Here is a 24,373-nt window from a genome sequence, read left to right on the forward strand (position 1 = left end):
GAACTCCGGGACGCGCCATATTTCTCACTCACATACGCGGGAGAAAATTGTGAGCAGGCGCATTGCATCAATCGTATTGGTGGCTGTGGCGGCAAGTCTGACTGGGTGCGTAGTCGCGCCGGGATACGACTATGCCTACGCGCAACCCTATTATCCGGGCTACGGTTATGGGTACGGGCCGGCGTATGGACCGGCTTACGGCACGGTGAACATCTGGGGCGGCTGGGGCGGCTCGTGCTGTTATTACCACGGGGGCCACGGGTACTGGCATGGAGGGCACGGCGGAGGGTGGCACGGCGGTGGTGGCGGCCACGGCGGCGGCAGTTCGTGGAGCAGTGGCGGTGGCGGCCATGGGGGACATGGGCACTGACGGAGCGTTGACGCCATGATCGTTTGGCGCGATCGCGCTTCGATGGTGTTCAGGAATCGGACCGATGCTCAGGGCCATGGGCCGCGCTGCCAAGGCGCACGACGAAGCCTTTGGCGAACACGAATGCGATGCGCCCTATGTTCGTTGGCGTGCCGCTCGACAACTTGACAATGCCGATGCGAATCCGCGTTGGATTCAACCATGAGGCCAGGCCCCCGCCTCGCGCGAACACATACTGACTAAATGGTCTCCGTGCCCGCTGCGCCCCCAAGCCGGACCTGCAATCGACGTACTACGGCGGACATTGCCGTGCACACACAGAAATAGCATGCGCCGGCAAACAAGACCAACTCGACTGTCGTGCCATCGCGTGCCCCAACGTTCGAGGCAATCGTGAAGAAGTCGCCAAGGCCAATCACGTAGACGAGAGACGTGTCCTGAAACAGGATGATGGCTTGCGTCAGCAGCAACGGGACGATCGCCCGCAGCGCCTGGGGAAGCACGATCAGCCGCATGCTCTGGAGCGGTGTCATGCCGAGCGCCAGCGCTGCATTGAGCTGTCCGGCCGGAACGCTGTTGACGCCTGCGCGAATGATCTCCGCGTAGTAAGCCGCCTCGAATAGCGAAAACGCGATCAATGCCGAGACGCGCCGTATGTCGGTGCCTGCCGGCAGATGCAGGAACGCCACCAGCAGTTGCGGCACGACGAGAAAGAATACGAGCAGCACCACCGGCAGCGGCACGGCGCGAAAGGCCGTCACATAGGCACGCGCAAACGCCGACAGCAACCGGAAGCGCGATAGTCTGAACAAGGCCAGCAGCACGCCAAGCAAAAATCCTGCGACCAACGCCACCGCCGCGATTTCAAGCGTGATGTGCAGCCCGCGGACCAGTTCGGGCAAATCCTTCGGTATGACAGTCCAGTGAAAACTGTATGGCATCGCTTATCGCCCGGACGCAGCCAGCCGGACCGCCTTTTCGATTCTTCGCCCGACGATCATGATGAGGCCGGTCAACAGCGCATAGCCGCCAATGATCGCGGCAAACGATTCATATGCCTGCGACGTGTAGTCGATCATTCGCTGCGCCTGTGCGGTAAGTTCGAGCACGCCGATCGTCGAGGCCACCGACGAGTTCTTGACGATATTCAGAAATTCGGATGTCAGAGGCGGCACGAGGTTGCGCACCGCGACGGGCAGCAGCACGTACCTATAGGTCTGGAACACGCTCAATCCAAGCGATAGCCCTGCGGCCCGCTGCCCGCCCGAGAGCGCCTGCAGGCCCGCCCGCACCTGCTCGCATACCCGCGCCGACGTGAACAGCCCGAGGCAGATTATCGACGTCAGCACGCCGGATTGCTCCGGCGGCATATGCTTGAGCGTACTGCCGAGCGGGCCCGGGAGCAGCTCGGGAACGGCCCAGAACCACAGGAAGAACTGAACGATCAACGGAATGTTGCGAAACAGCGCGACATAACTGGCTGAGCACCCGTGCAGCCATCTGCCCGGCAAGGTGCGAACGACGCCCATCGCCGTTCCGACCACGAGCGCAATGACCCACCCGGTGATCGCAATGCCGACCGTCGTTTCCACCCCTGAGACGATCCATCCGAGATAAGTGGATGGCTCTCCAGTAGCGACAGGCTGGAAAAAGACCGCCCAATCCCAGCGATAACCCATGTCCGGTCCCCGATAGATTAACAAGGCACGGCCGACGGGTTCGCCAGGCGCGGCCGCCGCGTGATCAGCTCAGCGGCTTGTCGTTGGGAGCCTTGAACAGGGCCTTAAGATCGTCGCTTTCCGGCAAATGCAGATTGACCCGGTTCGGCGCAATCGGGCTCTCGAACCACTTCCTGTAGAGCGCATCCGCCTGGCCCGACGTCTGCAGCCGCGTGACCGCGTCGTCGACCAGCTTCTTGAAGTCGGGATCGTCCTTGCGGAACATGCACCCATATGCCTCTTTCGATTGAGGCGCACCGACGATCAGGTAATCGTCGGAATTGGATGCCTTCGCCCGCTCGCCCGCCAGCATCGCGTCGTCAAGCATGAACGCGTCGGCGCGCCCCGTCGACAGCGCGAGGAACGACTCCGCGACATCCTTCTGCGTCGTGATGACCATGCCCAGGTGCTGCTCCGAGTTGAGCCGGTGCAAGATCTGCTCGGACGTCGAGCCCGCGTTCGTCACGACGGTACGTCCCTTGAGGTCGGCGAAGTCCTTGATGCCTGTCTCTTTCTTCGTCAGCAGGCGTGTGCCGATAATGAAGATCGTATTGGAGAAGGCTGCCTGTTTCTGCCGCTCGGCGTTGTTCGTCGTGGTGCTGCATTCGATGTCGATCGTTCCGTTCTGCAACAACGGAATGCGGTTCTGCGGCGTGATTGCAATCGTCCTGACGGCCAGGTTTGGCAAGTTCAGTTTCTGTTTGACGGCGGCCACGATTGCGAGCCCGACGTCCTGGGAATAACCAATGGGCTTCTGCTGGTCGTCGTAATACGAAAACGGCACGACCGCGGGGCGCACGCCAAGCACTATCGTTCCGCTATCCTTGATCTTCTGCAGCGTACCGGAGCTCTGTGCGTGAGCAGATCCGATCGCCGCCAGCGAGGCAGCAAGCAGCAATCGAAGCGTGTTCTTCCGAATCATTGAAAATGGTCTCCAAGAGTACAGTTCGCGTTAGTTGCAAATGCAAGCAACTTGCAAGTAGATCTCAATCACGCTGGTGACGGCAAGTATTTATAGTGGATTTGCTATTCGGTCTTTCTGCTAAGCCTCAGACCAGCCATGCGCCTCGACGAGTCGAATCATTTGTAATTTTCGCTAACCGATTCGTTGATTGCTATTTGCACCAAATCCCTTTTGATTCTATTGATTGTGCGGTTCGGCTCACGTACGCTGTGGCCCGAATCCCGGCCAATCCGCCAGTGAATAACGTTCAGGAGATCCTCGCCGATGCAGGCCCCCAATCTATCCCGCGCGGCGGACCACAACCCAGGACATGGCTCGCTGATTGTGATGCTGGTTGCGGCCGCTTTTTTCATGGAGAACCTCGACGGCACCATCATCGCCACGGCGCTGCCGCAGATGGCGCACTCGTTCGGCGTGCATCCGGTCGATCTGAGCCTGGGCATCACGTCGTATTTGCTGACGCTCGCCGTATTCATCCCGATCAGTGGCTGGGCCGCCGACCGCTTTGGCCTGCGGACGGTGTTCAGCAGCGCGGTCGCCGTGTTCACCGCGGCGTCGGTGCTGTGCGGCATGACCACGAGCCTGCCCGAATTCACCGCTGCTCGCGTGCTGCAAGGCATCGGCGGTGCCATGATGGTGCCGGTCGGCCGGCTCGCCGTGTTGCGCGCAACGCCGAAGGACGGCCTCATGCGCGCTATCGCCTTCATTACCTGGCCGGGGCTCGCCGCGCCGGTGATCGGACCACCGCTTGGCGGCTTCATCACGACCTACTCGTCGTGGCGCTGGATCTTCTACCTGAATCTGCCGCTCGGCTGCATCGGCTTGCTGTTGTCGATCATGTATCTCGACAACGCAAAGGAGAACGCCGGCCGCCGCTTCGATACGCTCGGTTTTGTACTGACGGGCGTCGCCGGGACGACGCTGATGTACGCGATGGAATTGCTTGGGCGCAGCAATACGCAGTGGTCCGAGGTGACGGGCCTGCTCGCCATCGGCGTGGCCTCGGGGGGCGCCGCATGGTTTCATGTGCGGCGCGCGCGCGAGCCGGTCATCGATCTGTCGGCCTTGCGTGTGAAGACCTTTGCGGTGGCCATGGGCGGCGGCTCGCTCTTTCGCGTGTCGATCAGTGCAGTGCCGTTTCTGCTGCCGCTGCTGTTCCAGGTGGGCTTCGGACTGAATGCGTTCGAGTCGGGGCTGCTCACGCTGTCGGTGTTTGCCGGCAACCTGTCAATGAAGGTGGTGACGACGCCCGTCATGCGGCGCTTCGGCTTTCGCAGCGTGCTGATCGTCAACGGGCTGTTCGCCGCGATCTCGCTCGCGGCAATGAGTTTCCTTTCGCCTGCCACGCCCAGGACGGTGATCGTGGTCGTGCTCTTCCTGAGCGGGCTGTCGCGCTCGTTGCAGTTCACGGCGTTGAATACACTCAGCTTCGCCGACGTCCCGAAGACGCAGATGAGCGGCGCATCCGCGTTGTCGAGCACCTTGTTCCAGATGACGATGGGTGTCGGCGTGGCCCTTGGCGCGATCGCGCTACGCGTCGCCGAATGGCTGCATGGTCACGATTCGCATTCGATCGCGCCGGCGGATTTCAGCGTCGCGTTTCTGATCGTTGCGGCCGTGGGCCTGCTCGGCATCGTCGATGTGTTCGGGCTTGCGCGCGATGCAGGGGCCGAGGTCAGCGGGCAAGCGCCAGCGCGCCGCCCTGGATAGCAAACGGGATTCACACTATCAGGGCGGCAGGCCCGCTCCCCGGCGCGGCACGAGACTGCGCAGCGTGACGTGCGAGCCCGGACCCGCACGCGCTACGCGCCTGCATCATGCGTTTTGCCAGCGCGCGTCGGTGACGGCCAGTTTCTTCGGGATCAGCTTGATCTCGTAGAGCGCGTCAGCAATCTGCTGCTGATACGCGAAGCGGCCCGTGTCAACCGGCAGCACGCCGTAACCCGTGCGGCCCAACGCGAGTTCGAGCGTGCCCGTGTCGAGCCCGGTAAGCGGCGCGAGCTGGGCGGCGACGGCCGCCACGTTGTGCTCGGCCCAGCCGTCGAGCTGCTGCAGTTCGGCCAATACGGCGTGGACCACATCGGCGTGCTCCGTCGCGAACGAACGGCGCGCGACATAATATTCGACGTTGCGCACGAGGCCCTCGCCATTCGTGAGCGCGCGCGCGCCCAGTTGACGCTCGGCGGCAGCAAGATACGGATCCCAGATCGACCAGGCGTCGACACTGCCGTTGGCAAACGCGGCGCGCGCATCGGCGGGAACGAGGTAGGCCGGCTGGATCTCGTTGTAGCCGACCTTGCCGTGCTCCAGCGCCTTGACCAGCAGGTAGTGGGCATTCGAGCCCTTGGTGACGGCCACCTTCTTGCCGCGCAGCTCGGCGATCGAGCGGATCGGCGAGTCCTTCGGCACAATCAGCGCTTCGCCGCGCGGTGCGTCCGGCTCGGCGGCGATGTACACGAAGTTCACACCACCGGCCTGAGCAAACACGGGCGGCGTCTCCCCCACCACGCCGATATCGACGGCGTTCGCATTCACGCCTTCCAGCAGCTGCGGGCCCGCCGGAAACTCGAGCCATTGAACGGAAAAACCGAGCGGCGCGAGACGCTTTTCAAGCGTGCCGCGCGCCTTGAGGACGATGAAATTGCCGTATTTCTGATAACCGATGCTCAGCACCTTGCTGCCCTGCGCGCGTACCGCGCTACTCGCGGCAAGCGTCACACCAGCGGCGCCGAGTCCACGCAGGGCCACGCCCACTCCAAGGCCTGCGGCCATCTTCAGTAACGAACGGCGGCCGTCGCGCGCGCCGTTGGGCTTCGATTCGGTATGAGACATAAGGCGGAGGTCCTGAGAAGATCAGTAAGCCATGGGCGCAGAAAAGCGGTGCCGTTATAGCCGCAGCTTCGACGCATGAATGAGCGCGAATAATGCGCAATGGTCAATGCGCCGTCAAAGAATCGTTTCTGCTATAGATCGAGGCTATGCGCATATGTGCCGTCGCCAGCATTTGCGCTGGCGTGTCCTGGGATCTCTTGCGGGCAGCCTGGCGTTGATGCGGCGATCATCCGGCCATGAAAGCGTTCCTCGTGCTAGTGAGCAGGAGAATCCGTTTCTTGAAGGTTCTCCGTGTCCACCTCGATGTCGCCATCCGTCCATTCATCCCCGTGCAGCTCGGGCGATTCATAATCATTCAGCGCTGTGTAATGACTGTCGATATCTTCCACAAAGAGTTGCCTGGCTATTCCCTCGGCAAGCCTTCGCGCGCCGACACTCACGCCGGGAATGTCTCCCGATAGTCTGCCTTGGCTCATCGACGCGGCAGAATTGAAGCAGTGAATTCTGGACAAAGCGGGGCACGCGCCGGGATGCCGCTCACGGAATTCGAACAGTGGCCCCAGATCAGGCGCCAGGCCCAGGTCCCCAATACGCTCCTGGTCAGGCGGCGTAAAGCGCTCTCGCCAAAGACGAATCTGCGACGCGAAAGAAGCAAGTTCCGGGCGCTGGGTGATATCAATGCTGAAGCCCGTTGCGAAAATAACGAAATCAGTCTGGTATCGCCCTTTGGGGGTTTGAACGACAAGCGAATCCGCTTCGACGGTAAGCGTCTTCACCGGACTGCCCAGATGGAAAAATGCGTTGCCGTGCCGCGAGACGCGCAGCGTGCTGCCTCTTGGCGGAGGAATTTGCGTTTTCGCCGAGTAGGCGTTGACTCTCCATTTCCACTCGTCCGGCAACGCGGCGAAGCCGTGTTCGAGCCCCGGACTACCAATGCCCGTGAGCTTGTTAATGCGCGGAATGTCTTCGCGCCGGATGAACAGATCGACACGTAGTGCGCCGGCTTCGAGAGCGGTCGCGGCGTTGTCCATCGCTGATGCGCCCGCGCCCACCACCGCCACGCGTTTTCCCGCAAGTGCGCCGAAATCTATCGGGTCGGCGGAATGCGCATAGTAGCGGCGGTCGAGGCCGTCGGCGCAGGACGGCAGATAGGGTGCGCCCAAGCCGTCACGGCCGGTCGCGAGAATGAGATGCCGGGATACGATTCGCCCGGTTCCTTGACCGTCTGTGAGGTATGCGTCCACCAGTCCATCCTGGCGGGGCTCGACGCGCGTAAGTTTCACCTCGTTGTCAATCGTGATACCGAGAATCATCCGATACCAGCGCAGATAGTCCATCCACATGAGCCTCGGAATTTTGTCCAGCCTTTCCCATGCCAGCTGGCCGAATTGTGACTCGAACCAGGCACGGAAAGTCAACGCCGGCAGGCCCAGCGACGGTCCCGTCAGATCCTTCGGCGAGCGCAGGGTTTCCATACGCGCAAATGTCGACCACGGACCTTCGGCGCCACGTCGCCCGCTATCGATCACCTTGACGTTGTTGATACCCAGCAACTTGAGCGCTGTCACTGCCGCGAGACCGCACATTCCGCCACCGACGACCAGCACATCGAGTACTCGTGTGCCGTCAAGCATGCGCTCCGGCACCCATGGTTTCGGTGGCAGACCTAGCCATGCGAGATCCTGTTTTAGCCGCGCTTCAAGCTCCGAAAGACTGTGCGGGGGAGGACTCATAGCCTCAGTCAAGTTGACTCTCCTTATCTGACTCTGTGTTGATACTGCGGCATTGAGGTTGGCTGCATCAACGGTTTCCCACGGCTACGCGCCAAACAGTCGGTCTACGCGAACATCGCGACCATGCGCGTCAAACCGGGCGACTCTGCCCGGCTTCCACCGCGCCAATCGACGTTCACTGGCCTAATCGACGTTCACTGGCCTAATGGATGCATTTGACCGTTACGAGCAATCATTTGTGGCACCCACTTCCCGTTTATGACCTTATAAAGCGTTGCTGGCGGATCTTTCAGATCGCCGTTCGGCATGAATGAAATCGGCCCCGACACCCCCGCGAACGACGTCTGAACAACCGCAGGAAGGTACACCTTCGGCTCCGTGGAATTCGCCTTCTGCATAGCGTGGATCAGTGTCCAAACGGCGTCGTATGCGTTGGGTGAATAGGCAAGAACCCCGGCGTGGTAACGAGATTTCATCTTTGCGTCAAAACCAGCGCCGCCTGGCATCATGCTCAGGGCAACACCCGGTTCCCACGATACGGTGCCCTCTCCGGTCGGACCTGCGAGAGAGAGAAAATTGTCGTTCGCGAAACTACCGCCTCCCAGGATCGTGGCCTTCAGGTTCAGCTGGTGAATTTGCTTTGAGAGTTCGCCCGCCTGCTTATCCAAACCGGCAAAGAAAACCACGTCAACGCCTTTGGCCTTCATCGCGGTTATCTGTGCACGAAAATCCTCGGATTGATCGGCGGTAAATTCCCGGTCGGCGACCGTTCCGCCCGCCGCGACGACTGCCTTTGAGAAGGCGTCCGCCAACCCCTGTCCAAATGCGGTTCGATCGTCGAGCGTGCCGATGTGCATGGCATGCATATTCTGCACAGCATATCGTGCCGCATATGCGCCCAACTGTGCGTCTGAATTGACGAGGCGGAATACGTTATTGAAGCCTTGCGAGGTCAGCGTGGGATTGCTCGCGGTTGGCGATACCATCGGAATACCAGCGCTATGGTAGATCGCTGATGCGGGGAGCGTAGTGCCGGAGTTGAAGTGGCCCACCACCCCCACCACACCTTCGTCGACAAGCCGCTGGGCAACAATGGTGCCCATGCGTGGGTCGCTTTGGTCGTCCTCCACAACGAGTTCGAATGTGACCGGCTTCCCGTTAATCTTGAGGTGGCTTGAATTCGCTTCGTCGATGGCAATCTTCGCGCCTCTCTCGAGATCGACGCCATAGTGTGACGAATCCCCGGTGAGTCCCGCGGCAAATCCAATCTTGACTTGAGCATGGCCCAGCAGAGGCGTTGTCGCTAACAATATGACCGACGAAAATTTTCCCAAACGACGCAAAAAAACATTCATGGCTGTTCCGTATGTGTCGACGAAAGATCCGAACGTCAGTAGTCCGCGATGTATTTCGTCAGCGATGATCAGGAGGATCGCCGGGCCGTCGATCGGAATTACGTGCGGGCCCAAGCAGGGTTGTAACGTGGTTGTCGCGCTGCATCGAACACAAGGAACGCCGGCCGTGCCGAGACACTTGCGCAATGCGTCAAGCAAGCCTTGGCGGTTTCCGGAGCGCCCCGGACTCGCCGGCCCGCTCACGAATATCCTGCTTGCTCTATCTAGCTTGGGTGCGACGCCACCACGCGCTGATTGAGGGTTTTCGACATTCGCTCCCCTGCCTGTTCAAAACGAAGGTTCCGACAAGTTAGCGAATCGAATCAAAGTTTAATCTGCAAGTTCCATCTATCAATTCAGATATATTTAACCTGCTCTTAACTTTGATTTTCCAATTAGCGTGGTCCCCGATTGCGAGCTTTCGTGGCGCTGTTGCCCTCGCGTCAAAATGAGGCGCGTCGAGAAGATTCTGTCGCAGTGAGGCTTGAGGAGGAAAGTTGAACGGTGTGCAAAGTTCGGTACGGTGAGATCGAGGTCAACCCGTGCCGCGGCCTTGAATACAACCCAACGCGGCCACGTACACGCTATGCGCATCCGCATGAGATCGCGCTGGCCATTGAGGTTTGATGTCGCGCGTTCGCGAAAGAGCGTCGGCGAGAGAGAGGCAAAGGTGCGTGGCATGGCGTTCGAACTTCTCGCTGCGCGACATGCGCGCCTGCTGCCATGACCGATCGATCGATTGGACGAAAAAAAGCCCGCTATAGGCGGGCTTAATTTTCAAGCTCACTCCAAAATATGGAACGAGCTGCTGACTACTATTGCGGTAATCCGCATGAATTCTTTGGGGTGGCTGATGGGGCTCGAACCCACGACAACAGGAATCACAATCCTGGACTCTACCAACTGAGCTACAGCCACCACTGACATCTACTTGACTTGCTTAGCAACTCATTGCTGAGAAACTTGGCTCACCGATGAAGAAACGAGATTATACGAACAAGAATTCCGTTTGCCTAGTCCTTTATTCAAAAATTTCGACGGGCTCACGCAGATGCTGTCTTGCCTCGTCGAAAATGGTCAGATCACGCGCCGCCAGACGTTTGCTGTCGGACAACACGCGACGCCATCCACGCGCACCTGCCTCACCGCGGTAAAGACCGAGCGCATGACGCGTGATCGAACCGAGGTACGTGCCGCGCGCCATTTCAGCCGCGCAATAGTCGATCAGCTTCGCCTCGACCTGCTCGCGCGTGAGCGGCGCATCCGTCGAGCCATAGAAGCGTGCATCGACATCGGCCAGCACATAAGGGTTGTGATAAGCCTCGCGCCCGAGCATCACCCCGTCGACGTGCTGGAGATGCGCCTCTACTTCATCCAGCGTCTTGATGCCGCCATTGATGATGATCTCCAGATGCGGGAAATCGCGCTTCAACTGATACGCGTAGTCGTATTTGAGCGGCGGAATCTCGCGATTCTCTTTCGGGCTCAAGCCCTTGAGAATCGCGTTGCGCGCGTGCACGACGAACACGCTGCAGCCGGCCTCCGCGATCGTGCCAACGAAGTCGCGCACAAAGGCATAGTCATCCACCGCATCGACGCCGATCCGGTGCTTGACCGTTACCGGTACTGACACGGCATCGCGCATTGCCTTCACGCAATCGGCAACGAGTTGCGGTTCGTTCATCAGACACGCGCCGAACGCACCGCGCTGCACGCGCTCAGATGGGCAGCCGCAGTTCAGATTGATCTCGTCATAGCCCCACTGCTCACCGAGCTTTGCCGAGCGAGCGAGGTCGTCAGGTTCACTGCCGCCGAGTTGCAAGGCGACCGGTGCTTCATCGGGCGTAAACGCAAGATGGCGCGGCACATCGCCGTGCAGTAGCGCGCCGGTGGTGACCATTTCGGTGTAGAGCCACGTATTCCGCGATATCACGCGATGTAAAGAGCGGCAGTGGCGATCGGTCCAGTCCATCATCGGTGCGACGGAAACACGGCGCGGACTGGAAGGTTGAGCTGAAGACATGGGGCGGCCAGGCGGCTTGAATCAAACCGCGATTTTACCGCAAGTCGTCAAATGCCCCTGAAACGCCCGGGACAGGCAGGAATTTCCATCAACACCGCGATAACCCACCCTGCCAGGCGGGTCTTTGAACGCCAAAAACGTTTCTTCGACGGGGTCGGAACACGGCAGAGGCTTGTTGCATATACGTCTGACCGATTATTTCAGTAACGAGAATAGTAATTTCAGATTATCAGCATAAATTTTCGATAGTAGGGGTATACACTGCATCCCATCGACGTTGCAGACAACCCCTCACTGGTCCCTGCGACGCTTTCCTGAAATGAAATCGAAACGTTCTCGGAGTTACACCATGAAGACCAAGCTCATCGCCGCCCTGCTGGTTGCTGTTTCTGCTTCGATCGCTGCTCCCGCATTCGCTAGCGGCTACGGCCCGGCACCGTACTATCGTCCGTCAGTTGGCGCACCGGCTTCGCAACAAGGCCTGAACGCGCAAACTGTTGCAGCTGAACGCACTAGCGCCGAAGCGAACTCGTACGGCGGCGTGAACACTGTGTCGTCGCAATCGGGTACGCGTGCACAACCTTCGTCGGGCCCGCAATCGGTTTTCTTCGGCCACTAATCTGTCGCCGTTGAGGGGTGCCGTTCACAAGACAGCAGCCCCGAACTGGGCGCCGGCATGCAGCAGTGCATGCCGGCGCCCATTCCCGTTTACAGGGCGGCCGCGACAACGAGCCACACCCTCCTTCATCACGCCTCGCGCGCATCCACTTGCGGCGATTCGCAGAAACGAATCCGGTTACCGAACGGATCGATCGTTTCCAGCACTTTTCCCCACGGCAACGCTTCGACACCCGGCTTCCCGTACCTGTAGTCCTTGCGTTGAAGTTCGGCATGCAACGCGTCGATGTCCTGCACCGGCACGAAAATCGTCGAGCCTGGCATCGCGTCGCCATGGTGCTCGCTCAAGTGCAGGATCAGCTCGGAGCGGCGCACCTGCATGTAGAGCGGGAAATTGGCCTCGAAGCGGTGTTCCCAGTCGATGGTGAAGCCGAGAAAGTCCACGTAAAACTCTCTGGCTTTCTCTTCAGAGAAGATACGGATGATCGGAATTGCACGTGCGAGATGCAAAGCGGCCTCCAGCGAGTCGACAAGAATCCGTCAGCTTAATCGAACACGTTGGCCGTTTGGCTCCGTGTTCGCCTCCTGGGTTGTCTTTCGCGCCGTGGGTGAAATTCCGTCGGCCATGTTTGTCCGCCGGGCCGCCCGCGCGGCTCGGAACACGCACCGGACCGACTCATCTGACGATCAATCGCAATCGCCGGAAAGGTACTGCCGGCCGTTGCAGGTGATCTCGACTTCCCCGCCGCTCGCTTTGGCAGCGAGTCCATTCGTCAGCAATTCCGCGGTGACGGATTGCGCGAACTTCGGCAGGGGCTGTCCGACACCGGCATCGTTCAGGCGCCGCAATGCTTCTACCGCTTCAGGACTCAATGACTTCAACATGACCGTCTCCGTCGTGATGCTCAATTCATCCTAGCAAGTTTCGCGGCCGCATGCAGTGGCGCGTCGAGGCATAGGCGTTGCGTGCAGCACGTTGCGCGGTGGCGCTCCGTGCGCGCCAGCGCGTGCCCGGCCCATGTTGACTGGATGTGGACTGGTGCTGACTGGATGTGGACTGGATGCGCCCGGGTCGGAACGCGGCGCAACTCGCGAATTTTCCGCGCGACTCCGGGTCTACCACCACAAGCGTGGACGCAGAAAATCCCATAAGCCGCACCGGAAAGGAGAGCGAGATGGAGAGATACAGAATGACAGCGCTGACGGCGGGCGTCGCGCTTGCGATAGTCGGCGCGTGCGCCACCGTGGCGTTCGCGCAAACGTCAAACCCGGCGCTCAAGACGCAAGCGGCACCGCAGAATGGTGGCGCTTCGATGGTCAAGCCGCCCGAGGCGGCCTCCGGCTCAGGCGGTGCGAGCAATCCGGACAACATGCCGATCAAGCGTCCGCGCAAACCGACCAACGACAAGATGATGCACGAACCGCCCGCCAGTGCCGCCAACGCGAAATAGCGCTTACAGGCGCGCGATCGACACCTCCGTCGACTTCACCAGCGCGACCACTTCCGAGCCGACCTTCAGCTCGAGTTCATCGACCGAACGCGTGGTGATCACCGAGGTAACGATACCGAACGGCGTATCCACATCGACTTCGGACACGACCGGCCCGCGGATGATTTCCTTGACCTTGCCTTTGAACTGATTACGTACGTTGATTGCGGAAATGCTCATGTCGAGTGGCTCCAGAAAAGCGATTGAAAACGTGAAAACGGTCAGTCAAGGGATATCAGACGGCCCAGCGGACGTCTGTCGGCCGCGTAAGGCGGCTCTCGTCACGTGCGTCGTAAGCGCGATCGGACAGCGCGTCGTCGTTCGGCGCGGTCTTCAGGACGCGTTGCAACACATGTTCTTCCAGCGCGGCAAAACCGGCCGACGCACGCGCCCGCGGGCGCGCCAGCGGCACCGGCTGATCGAGCGCGATGCGCCCGTCTTCGATCAGCAGAATCCGGTCGCCTAGCGCGACGGCTTCATGCACGTCGTGCGTCACCAGCAGTGCGGTAAATTGATGTTCGCGCCACAAGCGTTCGATCAGCGCGTGCATTTCGATGCGGGTCAACGCGTCGAGCGCGCCGAGCGGTTCGTCCAGCAGCAGCAATTGCGGCCGATGCACCAGCGCCCGCGCCAGCGCCACCCGCTGGCGCTGACCGCCGGACAACTGCGCGGGCCAGTCGTTGGCGCGTTCGAGCAAGCCGACTTCGGCGAGAACCGCACGCGCATCTTCACGGGCGCTGCGGCCGAGGCCGAGCATCACGTTTTGCAGCACGCTCTTCCAGGGCAAGAGCCGCGCGTCCTGGAACATGATGCGGGTATCGAGCGGCCGGCCGTCTTCGGCGCGCTTTTCGAGCACGCCCGAGGTGGTCTTTTCCAGACCCGCGACCAACCGCAACAAGGTCGATTTTCCGCAGCCGCTGCGGCCAACAATCGCCACGAAACTGCCGCGCTCGATCGACAGATCAAAATCGGCCAGCACCTCGCGCTCGCCGTACTGCTTGCCGACACCGCGCAACTCGACCGAATAATCGGCGGATCGGCGTGCGTCGTTGCGGCTTAGCGCGCCCGCCGCCGACACCAAGCCGGCGCGTTGGCTATCGCGCGCCGCCGTATCGGCGCGCTCGAAACCCGCGGCTTCGTCCGCGTCGTGATCGACGGCGTGAGGTTGCGCCCGTCCGGCTTCGAGATCGCTGCCCGCGACACCGCCGAACGACGCCGACAAGGTCGTTGCATTCATGCTTTGGCTCCTCGTTGATAAGCCGGATGCCAACGCAGCGTGACGCGCTCGAGGCCCTTGGCCAGCACGTCGGCGAGTTTGCCGAGCACCGCGTACAGCAGAATGCCGACCACCACGACATCGGTTTGCAGGAATTCGCGTGCATTCATCGTCATGTAGCCGATGCCCGACTGCGCGGAAATGGTTTCAGCGACGATCAGCGTGACCCACATCAGTCCCAACGCGAAACGCACGCCGACCAGAATCGACGGCAACGCGCCCGGCAAAATCACGTGCCGGTACAGTGCGAAACCTTTCACGCCGTAACTGCGCGCCATTTCGACCAGGTTGGCATCGACCGAGCGAATGCCGTGAAACGTGTTCACGTAGATCGGGAAAAACACGCCCAGCGCGACGAGAAACAACTTCGCCTCTTCCTCGATACCGAACCACAGGATCACGAGCGGGATCATCGCCAGCGCGGGAATATTGCGGATCATCTGCACGGTCGAATCGAGTGCGATTTCAACGGGTTTGAAGAGACCCGTTGCAAGGCCGAGCACGAGCCCGATACTGCCGCCGACCGCAAAGCCCGACACCGCGCGCCACGTGCTGACCTTCACGTCGGCCCACATTTCGCCGGACTGGATCAGCGACCACGCGGCCTTCACGACCGCGAGCGGCTCGGGCAGCACGCGCGTGGAGAGAATGCCGCTACGCGCCGCGAATTCCCACGCCAGCAGAATCGCGAGCGGCGCGAGCCACGGCGCAAGATGCGCGCCGATGCGGCGCAAAAGTCCCACAAGCGCCCCTGCACGCACGCTGGAACCCGCCCGCGCGCCTGCCTGTGTGCTTCGGTCCGCACTCACAGCGGATTGAGCCATGATGATTTCCTCATTGCCTATCGATGGACGTCGTTGATGAGCCGGCCTGAGATGCTCAGCTCGAGCTCGTCGCCTTCGGCAGATAGTCGTTGCCGACGATCTCGCCGAACGGACCCGACAGCGGACCACTGGCCTTCTTCGCTTGATGGCCCGGCAGCAGCGGAAACACCAGTTCGGCGAAGCGATACGACTCCTCAAGATGCGGATAGCCGGACAGGATGAACGTGTCGATGCCAAGTTCGGCGTATTCCTTCATCAGCGCGGCCACTTGCTCGGGATTACCGACCAGCGCCGTGCCCGCGCCTCCGCGCACGAGACCCACGCCCGCCCACAGATGCGGATAGACCTCGAGTTCCGCGCGGCCGCCGCGCTTGCCGCCGTGCAAGGCAGACATGCGCCGCTGCCCTTCCGAATCCATCTTCGAGAATGACGCTTGCGCACGGGCAACGGTTTCGTCGTCGAGCTTGCTGATCAGCTTGTCGGCGGCGGCCCATGCTTCCTCTTCGGTTTCCCGCACGATGACGTGAAAGCGAATGCCGAATTTGATCTGGCGGCCCCGCGCTTCGGCACGGGCGCGAATGTCGGCGATCTTCTTCGCGACGGCTGCGGGCGGCTCGCCCCACGTCAGATACGTGTCGATGTGATCGGCCGCGATATTGTGCGCCGCCGCCGACGAACCGCCGAACCACAGCGGCGGATGCGGGTTCTGCACCGGCGGATACAGCGACTTGCCGCCCTTCGAGATCAAATGCTTGCCGTTGAATTCGATCGAATCGTTGGTGTGCGCGGCGCTCAGCAGCTTGCGCCAGATGTGCAGGAATTCATCAGTGATTTCATAACGCGTGTCGTGGTCGACGAATATACCGTCGCCTTCCAGTTCGGCCGGACCACCACCGGTCACCACGTTGATCAGCAGACGCCCGTTCGACAGACGATCGAAAGTGGCCGCCATGCGCGCCGCCAGACCCGGCGACGAAAGGCCCGGACGGATTGCCACCAGAAACTTCAGGCGTTTGGTCGCGGCGATCAGGCTCGATGCGACCACCCAGGCGTCTTCGCACGAACGGCCGGTCGGCAGCAACACGCCCTCGTAGCCGAGCGTATCGGCGGCGACGGCGACCTGCTGGAAGTAGTCGAAATCGGCTGCGCGTGCGCCTTGGGACGTACCGAGATAGCGGGTGTCGCCGTGAGTCGGAATGAACCAGAACACATTCATTTACTGCTCCTGCTTGTTCGAAACTGGATTGAATGGAGACGTGTGTAACGACGGTGAGTCGAGCGAAAGCGCACAGGCTAGCCGCGCGCCGCTGGTCGCGCGTATCCATCCGGCACGCAGCCGGAGATGCAAGCGCAAAAAAGGACGGAAATACGGCGATGAGGCGTGGACTAGTTCCGACAGCGCGTCCGCGAACGCGCGTGCGCCATGGAGCGGCTGAAGATCGGCATCAGGCAGGACATCGCGACGGCTTCCCTCGACCAAACGTGCGCGTGATGCGCTCGATTAAATGGGCGACGGCGGCAAACGCCGTCTGCATGGAGAAACAGTCTATGGATCGGGGCGCGGCTTTTGAACGATTTTTTTTAGCTTAGGTTTTCCACTTTCGTGATTAGCCCGACGCTAAAGCATACGGGTGTTGCACCTTCCCCACGCTGGAAGCGGGGTACCCCTCTATATAATGGCGCCACGTTTCCAATAATCCGATGCAGGCCGCGCGAACCACGCCGCCTGAGCTCTCGCGGTGCAATGCATGCAAAAACTCATCCTGCCGTTCGTCGCCGGTTTTCTGGCTTCCCTGTTCTTTCATGAATCGACGCTGGCGCTGCTGCATGCAGCCGGTCTGATCGACCCGAACGGTTTTTCAACCGCACCGTTTTTGCCGCTCGGGTTGCCCGAGTTCATCGCTAACGCAATCTGGAGCGCGTTCTGGGCGGTGCTGATGGCGTGGCTGCTGCGCGTGGCGCCTGGGCGGCGTGCGCCGTGGGTGCCGGCCTTCGTATTCGGCGGCATTGCGTTGACCGCGGCGAGTGTGTTCGTGGTCGATCCGCTGCGCGGCATCTGGCCGAGCGGCAATATGCTGCCGCGCCTCGCAGTGGGTTTCGCGGCGAATGCAATGTGGGGTTGGGGCGCGCTGGTGTTCATGCGCGCCTTCATGGCGAGCGAAGACGAGGACTGAACGTTTTCAGCTCCGCTCGCGAGACTATGCTGGTTCGGCGGACCGCGGTTTGCGGTTTGCGGTTTGCGGTTTGCGGTTTGCGGTTTGCGGTTCGGCGGTCCGGCATGGTTTCTGCCGCTGCTATCGCTGTTGCCAGAGCTTATTCAGGCGCGCAGATCGCGCAACGGGTGCTCGTTTGCCGGCCACGGGCTTTCGAACATCTTCGCCACCTCGGCGGCGCTCACGTCTTCGATGCGCGCAAAACGCCAGCGCGGCGCGTTGTCCTTGTCGATGATGCGCGCGCGAATCCCTTCGATCGTGTCGCCCTGCGCAAAGCTCGTGCGCGTCAGATCCAGATCGCCGCGCAGCACATCCGCCATCGAACCCTCCGCGCGCGTCACCACTTCCAGCGACACCGCCATCGACAGCGGCGAACGTTCGCGCAACACGGCGATCGTCTGCTCGGCCCAATCGGCGGCCTCGCCGCCATGCGCGCGCGCCTGCTCCAGCGAAGCGAGAATCCGCGTCATGTCGGGCAACGCGAAATGGCGGTCGATCAACGCACGTACGCTCGCGAGCGGCGAAGCATCGGGTTGAGGCACGACCTGATGCGCGGCGGTCTCACGCTCGACGCACGCCACCACGTCAGCGCCGCGTTCGAACAGTTCGCTGCGCAACGTATCGACTAGCGCGGGCAAGGCCGCATCGTCGATATAGGCGTCGGCGAGGCCTGCATAGAGTGCATCGGCGGCGCCGATTGTCTCACCGGTGACCGCCAGATAACGGCCGAGCGCGCCCGGCGTGCGCGCCAGAAACCAGCTCGCGCCGACATCGGGAAAGAGTCCGATGCGGGTCTCGGGCATCGCCATCTTCGTCGAGTTGGTCACCACTCGCAGGCCGCCGGTACGATGCGCGCCCTGCGAAATCCCCATGCCGCCCCCCATCACGACGCCGTTTGTCAACGCGATATAGGGCTTCGGGTAGGTGAAGATCGCGTGATTGAGCCGGTATTCCTCAATGAAAAACGTATCGCGCGCGTCGTGCTCGCCGCGCTCAGCCGACTCATACAGAAAGCGGACGTCGCCGCCCGCGCAGAACGCGCGGGGATGCGCGCTGCGCACCACCACGGCGAGCACGTCGGGATTTTCGCGCCACTGATCGAGCGCCGCGTGCATGGCGCGAATCATGCCGGTCGACAGCGCGTTGAGCGCCTTCGGCCGTTCCAGTTCGATGAAACCGATGCGGTTGACTACGTAAGTCGCGACTTCGTCGCTGACGGCGGGCGAGGCGGAAATGGACATGGAGAGCTAAGCGCGATGGCGCGAGTTGAGTCGGAACTGAACGTTATCATGCACGCGTTGCTTTCGGCCTGGTGGCGGACCTGGTCGGCGCTTTGGTTTCTGGTTTGGATTCTGCTTTGGTTTCTGGTTTTGTCGCCGATTTGGTGGGATCGTGGGTATCCGCGTCGGTGGCGGGTTTGAGGGCTGACGCCTCAGGCCGCTTCGTGGACTTCTTGCCCGACGGCGCGGAGGGCCGAGATGGCTGAGCGGCCAGTTCGCGGCTCAACTCGCTGGCCGATTCCGCCGGCGCTTCAGCAGGCATTTTTTTGCGCGCGCGGGAGGTGCGTGTGACGCGAGGCGGCTGCCCGGCGCCCTGCGTGCCCAGCCACGCATCGAGTGCGACACCCACCACCGTATCCAGCGGCACGGTCGGAAACACCGGGCATGTGAGGTTGAGTGCGACGATGCCGTGCAAGGTCGCCCAGAACGCCTCGGCCCACACTGCCACGTCCATGGATGCGGACAGGCGCCCCGCCGCTTTCAATTCTTCGAGCGCGGAGAGCATGATGCGCAACGAAGCGTCGCCGGGGTCGTCCTCAGATTTCGCGGGCGCGAGGCTCGCTTTTCCGGAAGGGTGGGAACCTACGGCCGTTGTTCCTGCGGCCGTTGTTCCTGCGGCCGTTGTTCCTGCGGCCGGCATCGCCACCGCTTCGTCCATCGCCCCGGCATCCGCGTTCGCAGCCACCGACACACCCGTCCCCGACATCGCCGCCATACCGCCCAACGCCGCGCCTGTATAGCTCGGATCTTCCATGAAGATCAACCGATAGGTTTCCGGATGCGCGACACCAAAAGCCACATAAGCGCGCCCAAGCGCCCTCAACCGCTCAGCCGGGTCGGTGATCTGCGCTAACGGCACAAACGTCTCCAGCAATTGCGCATAACCTTCCGCGCACAACGCCTGCGCGATCTCATCGCGACTCGCGAAATGAAGGTACAGCGTGGCGGGCGAATACTCGATGGCGTCCGCAATCTTGCGCATGGACAGCGCGGCAAAGCCTTCGCGCATGACGATGCGCCGCGCGGCATCGAGGATGCGCTCGCGCAGCGCCTGTTTCTGACGGCTTTTTCGTTCGACGATTCCCATGACGAACATTCTCCGGTTGACAAACTGAAAAGTCAAATTAAACTGAACAGTGTTCACTGAACGGTGTTCATTAAATTTTCATCGGTCAGTCCAGATCGTTGAAGATCAGTCATAGCCACCGGGGCGCGATTCGGCGCCGCCTCCAGGAGACGTCATGCAAGCCACAGGGAAAGTCGGATTATTCGGTGCCGCAGGCGCGGCCGGGCAAATCATCGCGGCGGCGCTGAGCGCGGCGGGCCGGGATTACCGCGTGGTCGGCCGCGCCCGCGCGCCGCTCGAGGCAGCCTTCGGCCACGACCCGCACGCGGAAATCGTCACGTGGAATCCGGACGACCCGGCTTCGATCAGCGCCGCGGCCGCCGGCTTGCAGACCGTGATCTATCTGGTGGGCGTGCCTTACGATCAGTTCGCCGCGCATCCACCGCTTATGGAAAGAACACTCAGCGGCGTGACGGCGGCGGGCGTCGAACGCTTCATTCTGATCGGCACCGTGTATCCATACGGCCGCGCGCGCGGCAATCCGATTAGCGAAAATCATCCGCGTGAGCCGCATACGTTCAAAGGCAAGATGCGGCTCGCGCAAGAAAATCTGGTGCTGGCAGCACATGGGCGTCCGAGCGGGAGCGCAAGTGGGAGCACAAGCAAGCGCGCAAGTGGGGACGCGAGTGGTAGCACAAGCGAACGTGTAAGCGGGAGCACAAGCGGATCGACCCGCCTGTCGACGTTGGTGCTGCGCCTGCCGGACTTTTACGGCCCCGGCATTGAACGCAGTCTGCTAAATGGCGTGTTCAAGGCCGCGGCGCACGGCAAGCGCGCGCAGGTGATCGGGCCGGTGGATGTACCGCACGAATTCATCTACTTGCCGGATATCGGACCGGTAGTCGAAAAACTCACGCGTACCCCCGAAGCATATGGCCGCTGGTGGCACCTGGCCGGCGTGGGCACGATCACGCAGCGCGAAGTGGCGAGGCAGGCCTATGTGCTGGCGGGCCGTGAGCCGAAACTGACGGTAGCCGGCAAGACCATGTTGCGCATGCTCGGCCTTTTCAATCCGCTGATGCGGGAACTGGTGGAGATGAACTACCTGATGACCGAGCCGGTCGTGCTCGACGACGCTGCACTGACACAACTAATCGGTCCGATCGCCAAAACTTCATACGAAGACGGTATCCGTCAGGCGTTCGACGCAGCGCGCGCAACGGCATCGGCGCGTGTGGACCCTCATCGGGACGCCGCGAAAACCGCCTGACTGGGGGCCTTCGGACACGAAAGCGACGGAAGATCAAGGGGCCTAACCACACGAAAACCCACGTAACACACACGAAAGCGGCGCCGGCGCGGGCGACCTTCAAGCCTGGAATAGCACCTGCGTAATCGATCGGGTTTGAACCCACGCGTCTATGTGCTCTGTCGCTATGAGCCCGCCTCTAAACCGCGACGTTTCCCGGCGGGAAATGGCCGCTCTTGAGCAAAACAGGCGTGCCGTTGCTGATCTGCAAATGTTCGCGCGCAACTGCCTCGATACACGGACGCCCGGCGTCGAACGCGCGCATCCAGCCTTCGAGATCTTCGGTGTACGCGCCGAAGTGATCCTCGAGCGCTTCGACCGAGATCGCGCACGGCACCGGTTCGCCGTCCACAAGCGCGGGAAACACCACCGTCAGATTGGAGTCGCGGTATGCAGGCGCGTCCGCGGGAAACCGAATTTCCATGGTCGCCTCATCAGAAGTATCCGGCAGGATATGGACACCGGCGAGAACCGGCCGCCCCCGGACATGCCCGATATGGTACTCGCGCGGCTGGACCGCGGTCCAGCCTCCAGCGCTGTCGTCCTCAATGTCGCGCGCCGCCATCAGGCGCCTCCGAGCAAGCGGTCGACATAGTCGCGCGCCGCCTGTTCGACGAAGACCAGCGCGTCCTCTTCGCTGCCAAAGCGCTGCGCATCGCCGAGTTCGAGCAAGGTTTCCATCCGGTGCGGATCGTCCGGCCCCTGTTCAGCCAGGCTCACTGAACCGACGTACGTACCTCTTGCAGTGCTGGCGGCCGGCGCGGACGCTTCGACTGCCGGCACGAGGCGCGCGGCAGCGCTGATGTAATAGCCGCGATAAGGGCCGCTGACGCGTTCAGCCATGTTCATTCTCCTCGCTTGCAGTTGATGGACGGACGCCTCGTGGACGGTTCACACGCATGCGTTCGCAACAGACAGGTAAGTAAGGCGCGCCCCGAGCCGATAAGTTCTGTGTGCAAAGCGATCCACCGGATTGCACTTGTGCCGTTCGCCTCTGTCGAACCAGTTCACCGGCACGATCCGTGCTGACGCTGTGACGCCATTTCGAATCCAACGAGCGCAGTATGGGAAAATATTTTCTGCAGAACCACGAATTGCCCGAGCCGGATGCGGCAAACAAATGGTTTGCGTACGCCGAAAGCCACGGCATCGACATTCCGAAAGCCATCAGCATCTGGGAAGACGCGGCGACCGAAAGCGGCACGGAAAGCCGTCAAAAGGTCAGCGCGGCGGGCATCACGATCGAAACGCCTTAGCCTTGAGAGCACACTTCCGGTGCGCGGCGAGACTCGATATCTATTTGAAAGGAAACATCACGATGCATTTCATGACGCAACTGCGCCGCTCCGGCCGCTTCCGACCCAGCAGCGCCGCGCTTGCGCTCGTCCGCGGAGCGTCCCTGTCGGTTGTCCTGCCCGCCGCCGCGCTGCTTGGCGCGGGTCTCGCCGGCTGCGCATCGTCGAACACCACATCGCTGATCAATCTGCCGAACGGCCAGACCGGCTTTGCGGTGAACTGCAGCGGCGCCGATGCCGCTTCCAGCTGGGCCTCCTGCTACGTGCAGGCCGGCAAGGCATGTGGCGCAACCGGCTACGACATCGTGTCGAAAGACAATGACGAAGGCGGCACCGCGGGCGGCAGCGTCACGAACGTGGTCTCGGCCAACGTGAAAAACCGTTCGATGATCGTGCGTTGCAAGTAAGGCTCAGTGCGCCTGCATCTTCGAGAACATATTCAGCACGGCGACCCCGGCAATGATCAGCCCGAGCCCGATGATGGCCGGCACGTCGGGCACTTGCCGGTACATCACGACCGCGACCAGCGTGATCAGCACGATGCCGGCGCCGGACCACACTGCGTAGACGATGCCGACCGGAATACTCTTGAGCGTCAGCGACAGGCAATAGAACGCAATGCCATAACCGATCACCACAACCGTTGCGGGCAACAACCGCGAAAAACCTTCCGACGCCCGCATCGCGGAGGTCGCAATGACTTCGGTGACGATCGCAATGGCAAGCAAGGCATACGGAGGCATCCGCATCGGCTCAGGCCTTTGCAAGCGCGAGCTTGCTGTAGTCGTGACCGAGGTGAGCACACAGTGCTTCCACCACCAGTTCATGATCGGCGCGCTGCGGCAGTCCGGATACTGTGATCGAGCCGATCACACCGGCGCCCGCTACCTTCAATGGGAAAGCGCCGCCATGAGACGCGTATTCCGTGGCGGGCAAGCCGTGCTTGTCAGCGAGCGTGCTGCCCGCCTGTTGCATCTTCAAACCGATCGCATACGAACTGCGCCGAAAATGCGCAACCGTGTTGCCCTTGCGGCGCGCCCAGTCGACATTGTCCGGCGTCGCTCCGTCGAGCAAGCTGAAGAATAGCGGCTGACCGAACGTGCGCACGTCGATGGCGGCGGCGATACCGCGTGCCTTGGCGACCTCGTGCAGATAGGCACCGACCTGCCATGCGCGGTCGGCGTCGAAGTGCGGGAACACCAGCGCGTGTTCCTGAGCGGCAATCACCTGTAGATCGTGAGCGATATCCATGGAGTTCAGAGCAAGGTAAGAAGTGAAGCGCTGGCCGTTGCAAATGCATACCGGCGCCAGGAAGAGAATCTGAATTCTAGCGCAGCGCCTTACGAAGGCCTTCCGGTATGTAACGCCGGCAATGCGCGTGGCGACTTTGGAAGCAGTTGTGCTTTGGAGTTCGTTGCTTTGCAGTTCGCTGTTTTGGAGTTCGCCTCGGTTTGGAAGCCGCTGCCCTTTAGAGTTCGCCTCGCTTTGGAAGCCGCCTCGCTTTAGAGCCACTTCGCTTTGGAAGCCGCCGCGCTTTAAAGTTCGCTGCGCTTGAGAAGCCGCTTCGCGTTGAAAACCACTGCGCTTCGGAGCCGCCTCGCATGGACGCATATTGAAGTCGGTTCTTAAATAGCTATTGCGTCGGTCTTCTCTTTGTCCTATAATCTTTTCTTCGACGGACGCGGGGTGGAGCAGTCTGGCAGCTCGTCGGGCTCATAACCCGAAGGTCGTAGGTTCAAATCCTACCCCCGCAACCAAGTCACTTCCAAGTAGCTGAAGCGGTTCGAAACGTCGAAACAACATCAAAGGCTTGCCAAACCGGCAGGCCTTTTTTGTTTTCTGCTTCGCCCTTCATTGCTGCCGTGCGTGCTCTCTTCTTTTCCTCACTCAGATACTGCAGGCCTCATGCCCATGCATCAATCTGGTAGCAATCCTAACTCACCCGCCATCGAATAGCGCCGAAACGCG

27 protein-coding genes and 2 tRNA genes are annotated in these 24,373 nt (G+C 61.3%); 9 read left to right on the plus strand and 20 right to left on the minus strand.

Features of this window, described 5'->3' with window-relative positions; genetic code table 11:
- Nucleotides 1–49: 49 nt before the first annotated feature.
- Nucleotides 50–370, plus strand: a complete 321-nt coding sequence (locus P0D84_RS11840; RefSeq protein WP_408336470.1) for a hypothetical protein — start codon at nucleotides 50–52, stop codon at nucleotides 368–370.
- A gap of 239 nt (nucleotides 371–609) precedes the next feature.
- Here P0D84_RS11840 and P0D84_RS11845 read toward each other — a convergent pair whose 3' ends face one another.
- The 3 genes from P0D84_RS11845 to P0D84_RS11855 all read right to left on the minus strand — a co-directional run bounded on the left by P0D84_RS11845 (nucleotide 610) and on the right by P0D84_RS11855 (nucleotide 3,010).
- On the minus strand, nucleotides 610–1,311 hold the full coding sequence (locus tag P0D84_RS11845) for an ABC transporter permease subunit (RefSeq protein WP_408336473.1): 702 nt from the start codon (nucleotides 1,309–1,311) through the stop codon (nucleotides 610–612).
- A 3-nt stretch (nucleotides 1,312–1,314) separates the two neighbouring features.
- Nucleotides 1,315–2,049, minus strand: coding sequence for an amino acid ABC transporter permease (locus tag P0D84_RS11850; RefSeq protein WP_408336476.1), 735 nt, complete (start codon nucleotides 2,047–2,049; stop codon nucleotides 1,315–1,317).
- A 64-nt stretch (nucleotides 2,050–2,113) separates the two neighbouring features.
- Nucleotides 2,114–3,010: a glutamate/aspartate ABC transporter substrate-binding protein gene (locus tag P0D84_RS11855; RefSeq protein ID WP_408336479.1), complete on the minus strand. Its 897-nt coding sequence runs from the start codon at nucleotides 3,008–3,010 to the stop codon at nucleotides 2,114–2,116.
- 306 nt (nucleotides 3,011–3,316) lie between these two features.
- Between P0D84_RS11855 and P0D84_RS11860 the strand changes: the two genes are divergently transcribed.
- Nucleotides 3,317–4,762 carry an MFS transporter gene (locus tag P0D84_RS11860; protein ID WP_408336482.1) on the plus strand — a complete coding sequence of 482 codons (1,446 nt, stop codon included), beginning with the start codon at nucleotides 3,317–3,319 and terminating at the stop codon, nucleotides 4,760–4,762.
- A gap of 105 nt (nucleotides 4,763–4,867) precedes the next feature.
- On the opposite strand, the gene P0D84_RS11865 is transcribed toward P0D84_RS11860, so the two are convergent.
- The 5 genes from P0D84_RS11865 to dusA form a co-directional block, all read right to left on the minus strand.
- Nucleotides 4,868–5,884, minus strand: a complete 1,017-nt coding sequence (locus tag P0D84_RS11865) for a sulfonate ABC transporter substrate-binding protein (RefSeq protein WP_408336485.1) — start codon at nucleotides 5,882–5,884, stop codon at nucleotides 4,868–4,870.
- A 254-nt stretch (nucleotides 5,885–6,138) separates the two neighbouring features.
- Entirely contained in the window at nucleotides 6,139–7,617 is a 1,479-nt protein-coding gene (locus tag P0D84_RS11870) for an NAD(P)-binding domain-containing protein (protein WP_408339798.1), read from the minus strand.
- 194 nt (nucleotides 7,618–7,811) lie between these two features.
- Nucleotides 7,812–8,972, minus strand: a complete 1,161-nt coding sequence (locus P0D84_RS11875; RefSeq protein ID WP_408336487.1) for a branched-chain amino acid ABC transporter substrate-binding protein — start codon at nucleotides 8,970–8,972, stop codon at nucleotides 7,812–7,814.
- Between the two features lie 881 nt (nucleotides 8,973–9,853).
- Nucleotides 9,854–9,929 (minus strand) — tRNA-His (locus P0D84_RS11880).
- Between the two features lie 103 nt (nucleotides 9,930–10,032).
- Nucleotides 10,033–11,034, minus strand: a complete 1,002-nt coding sequence (dusA, locus tag P0D84_RS11885) for a tRNA dihydrouridine(20/20a) synthase DusA (RefSeq protein WP_408336490.1) — start codon at nucleotides 11,032–11,034, stop codon at nucleotides 10,033–10,035.
- A gap of 349 nt (nucleotides 11,035–11,383) precedes the next feature.
- On the opposite strand from dusA, the gene P0D84_RS11890 reads away from it, so the two are divergent.
- Nucleotides 11,384–11,653, plus strand: coding sequence for a hypothetical protein (locus P0D84_RS11890; protein ID WP_408336493.1), 270 nt, complete (start codon nucleotides 11,384–11,386; stop codon nucleotides 11,651–11,653).
- 128 nt (nucleotides 11,654–11,781) lie between these two features.
- On the opposite strand, the gene P0D84_RS11895 is transcribed toward P0D84_RS11890, so the two are convergent.
- Entirely contained in the window at nucleotides 11,782–12,162 is a 381-nt protein-coding gene (locus P0D84_RS11895) for a glyoxalase superfamily protein (protein ID WP_408336496.1), read from the minus strand.
- 177 nt (nucleotides 12,163–12,339) lie between these two features.
- Nucleotides 12,340–12,537, minus strand: coding sequence for a hypothetical protein (locus tag P0D84_RS11900; protein WP_408336499.1), 198 nt, complete (start codon nucleotides 12,535–12,537; stop codon nucleotides 12,340–12,342).
- Between the two features lie 290 nt (nucleotides 12,538–12,827).
- On the opposite strand from P0D84_RS11900, the gene P0D84_RS11905 reads away from it, so the two are divergent.
- Complete coding sequence (locus P0D84_RS11905; protein WP_408336502.1) at nucleotides 12,828–13,103, plus strand: hypothetical protein; 276 nt, start codon at nucleotides 12,828–12,830, stop codon at nucleotides 13,101–13,103.
- A gap of 3 nt (nucleotides 13,104–13,106) precedes the next feature.
- On the opposite strand, the gene P0D84_RS11910 is transcribed toward P0D84_RS11905, so the two are convergent.
- The 4 genes from P0D84_RS11910 to ssuD are packed head-to-tail and all read right to left on the minus strand — an operon-like array spanning nucleotide 13,107 to nucleotide 16,458.
- Nucleotides 13,107–13,322: a TOBE domain-containing protein gene (locus P0D84_RS11910; protein ID WP_007182147.1), complete on the minus strand. Its 216-nt coding sequence runs from the start codon at nucleotides 13,320–13,322 to the stop codon at nucleotides 13,107–13,109.
- Nucleotides 13,323–13,377: 55 nt separating this feature from the next.
- Nucleotides 13,378–14,379 (minus strand): ATP-binding cassette domain-containing protein, encoded by a 1,002-nt coding sequence (locus tag P0D84_RS11915; protein WP_408336505.1) that lies wholly within the window; start codon nucleotides 14,377–14,379, stop codon nucleotides 13,378–13,380.
- Nucleotides 14,376–15,242 (minus strand): aliphatic sulfonate ABC transporter permease SsuC, encoded by an 867-nt coding sequence (gene ssuC / locus P0D84_RS11920; protein ID WP_408336508.1) that lies wholly within the window; start codon nucleotides 15,240–15,242, stop codon nucleotides 14,376–14,378. Before ssuC ends, P0D84_RS11915 begins: the two co-directional genes overlap by 4 nt.
- 55 nt (nucleotides 15,243–15,297) lie before the next feature.
- On the minus strand, nucleotides 15,298–16,458 hold the full coding sequence (gene ssuD / locus P0D84_RS11925) for an FMNH2-dependent alkanesulfonate monooxygenase (protein ID WP_408336511.1): 1,161 nt from the start codon (nucleotides 16,456–16,458) through the stop codon (nucleotides 15,298–15,300).
- Between the two features lie 532 nt (nucleotides 16,459–16,990).
- Between ssuD and P0D84_RS11930 the strand changes: the two genes are divergently transcribed.
- Complete coding sequence (locus P0D84_RS11930) at nucleotides 16,991–17,416, plus strand: hypothetical protein (RefSeq protein WP_179731325.1); 426 nt, start codon at nucleotides 16,991–16,993, stop codon at nucleotides 17,414–17,416.
- 143 nt (nucleotides 17,417–17,559) lie between these two features.
- Here the strand turns inward: P0D84_RS11930 and P0D84_RS11935 are convergent, their stop codons facing one another.
- Nucleotides 17,560–18,696 (minus strand): enoyl-CoA hydratase/isomerase family protein, encoded by a 1,137-nt coding sequence (locus P0D84_RS11935; protein WP_408336515.1) that lies wholly within the window; start codon nucleotides 18,694–18,696, stop codon nucleotides 17,560–17,562.
- A gap of 46 nt (nucleotides 18,697–18,742) precedes the next feature.
- Nucleotides 18,743–19,822, minus strand: a complete 1,080-nt coding sequence (locus tag P0D84_RS11940; RefSeq protein WP_408336518.1) for a TetR/AcrR family transcriptional regulator — start codon at nucleotides 19,820–19,822, stop codon at nucleotides 18,743–18,745.
- A gap of 154 nt (nucleotides 19,823–19,976) precedes the next feature.
- On the opposite strand from P0D84_RS11940, the gene P0D84_RS11945 reads away from it, so the two are divergent.
- A complete protein-coding gene (locus P0D84_RS11945) occupies nucleotides 19,977–21,071 on the plus strand; it encodes an NAD-dependent epimerase/dehydratase family protein (protein ID WP_408336521.1) in 1,095 nt (364 codons plus the stop codon).
- Between the two features lie 178 nt (nucleotides 21,072–21,249).
- On the opposite strand, the gene P0D84_RS11950 is transcribed toward P0D84_RS11945, so the two are convergent.
- A complete protein-coding gene (locus P0D84_RS11950) occupies nucleotides 21,250–21,675 on the minus strand; it encodes a DUF1488 family protein (protein WP_408336524.1) in 426 nt (141 codons plus the stop codon).
- The gene (locus P0D84_RS11955) at nucleotides 21,675–21,953 is read right to left on the minus strand and encodes a hypothetical protein (RefSeq protein WP_408336527.1); all 279 of its coding nucleotides are present in this window, start codon (nucleotides 21,951–21,953) and stop codon (nucleotides 21,675–21,677) included. Before P0D84_RS11955 ends, P0D84_RS11950 begins: the two co-directional genes overlap by 1 nt.
- Nucleotides 21,954–22,174: 221 nt before the next feature.
- Here P0D84_RS11955 and P0D84_RS11960 point away from each other — a divergent pair, with 221 nt between their 5' ends.
- Together P0D84_RS11960 and P0D84_RS11965 are read left to right on the plus strand one after the other, a co-directional pair.
- Nucleotides 22,175–22,366: a hypothetical protein gene (locus P0D84_RS11960; protein WP_408336530.1), complete on the plus strand. Its 192-nt coding sequence runs from the start codon at nucleotides 22,175–22,177 to the stop codon at nucleotides 22,364–22,366.
- Nucleotides 22,367–22,428: 62 nt separating this feature from the next.
- Nucleotides 22,429–22,812 carry a hypothetical protein gene (locus P0D84_RS11965; RefSeq protein WP_408336533.1) on the plus strand — a complete coding sequence of 128 codons (384 nt, stop codon included), beginning with the start codon at nucleotides 22,429–22,431 and terminating at the stop codon, nucleotides 22,810–22,812.
- A gap of 3 nt (nucleotides 22,813–22,815) precedes the next feature.
- On the opposite strand, the gene P0D84_RS11970 is transcribed toward P0D84_RS11965, so the two are convergent.
- Together P0D84_RS11970 and P0D84_RS11975 are read right to left on the minus strand one after the other, a co-directional pair.
- On the minus strand, nucleotides 22,816–23,148 hold the full coding sequence (locus tag P0D84_RS11970; RefSeq protein WP_408339800.1) for a DMT family transporter: 333 nt from the start codon (nucleotides 23,146–23,148) through the stop codon (nucleotides 22,816–22,818).
- A gap of 10 nt (nucleotides 23,149–23,158) precedes the next feature.
- Nucleotides 23,159–23,656: a heme-degrading domain-containing protein gene (locus tag P0D84_RS11975; RefSeq protein WP_408336536.1), complete on the minus strand. Its 498-nt coding sequence runs from the start codon at nucleotides 23,654–23,656 to the stop codon at nucleotides 23,159–23,161.
- Between the two features lie 429 nt (nucleotides 23,657–24,085).
- Here P0D84_RS11975 and P0D84_RS11980 point away from each other — a divergent pair.
- Nucleotides 24,086–24,162 (plus strand) — tRNA-Met (locus P0D84_RS11980).
- The last annotated feature ends 211 nt before the right edge of the window (nucleotides 24,163–24,373 follow it).

Source organism: Paraburkholderia sp. RL17-337-BIB-A (assembly GCF_046025895.1).
Lineage (GTDB): Bacteria > Pseudomonadota > Gammaproteobacteria > Burkholderiales > Burkholderiaceae > Paraburkholderia > Paraburkholderia fungorum_C.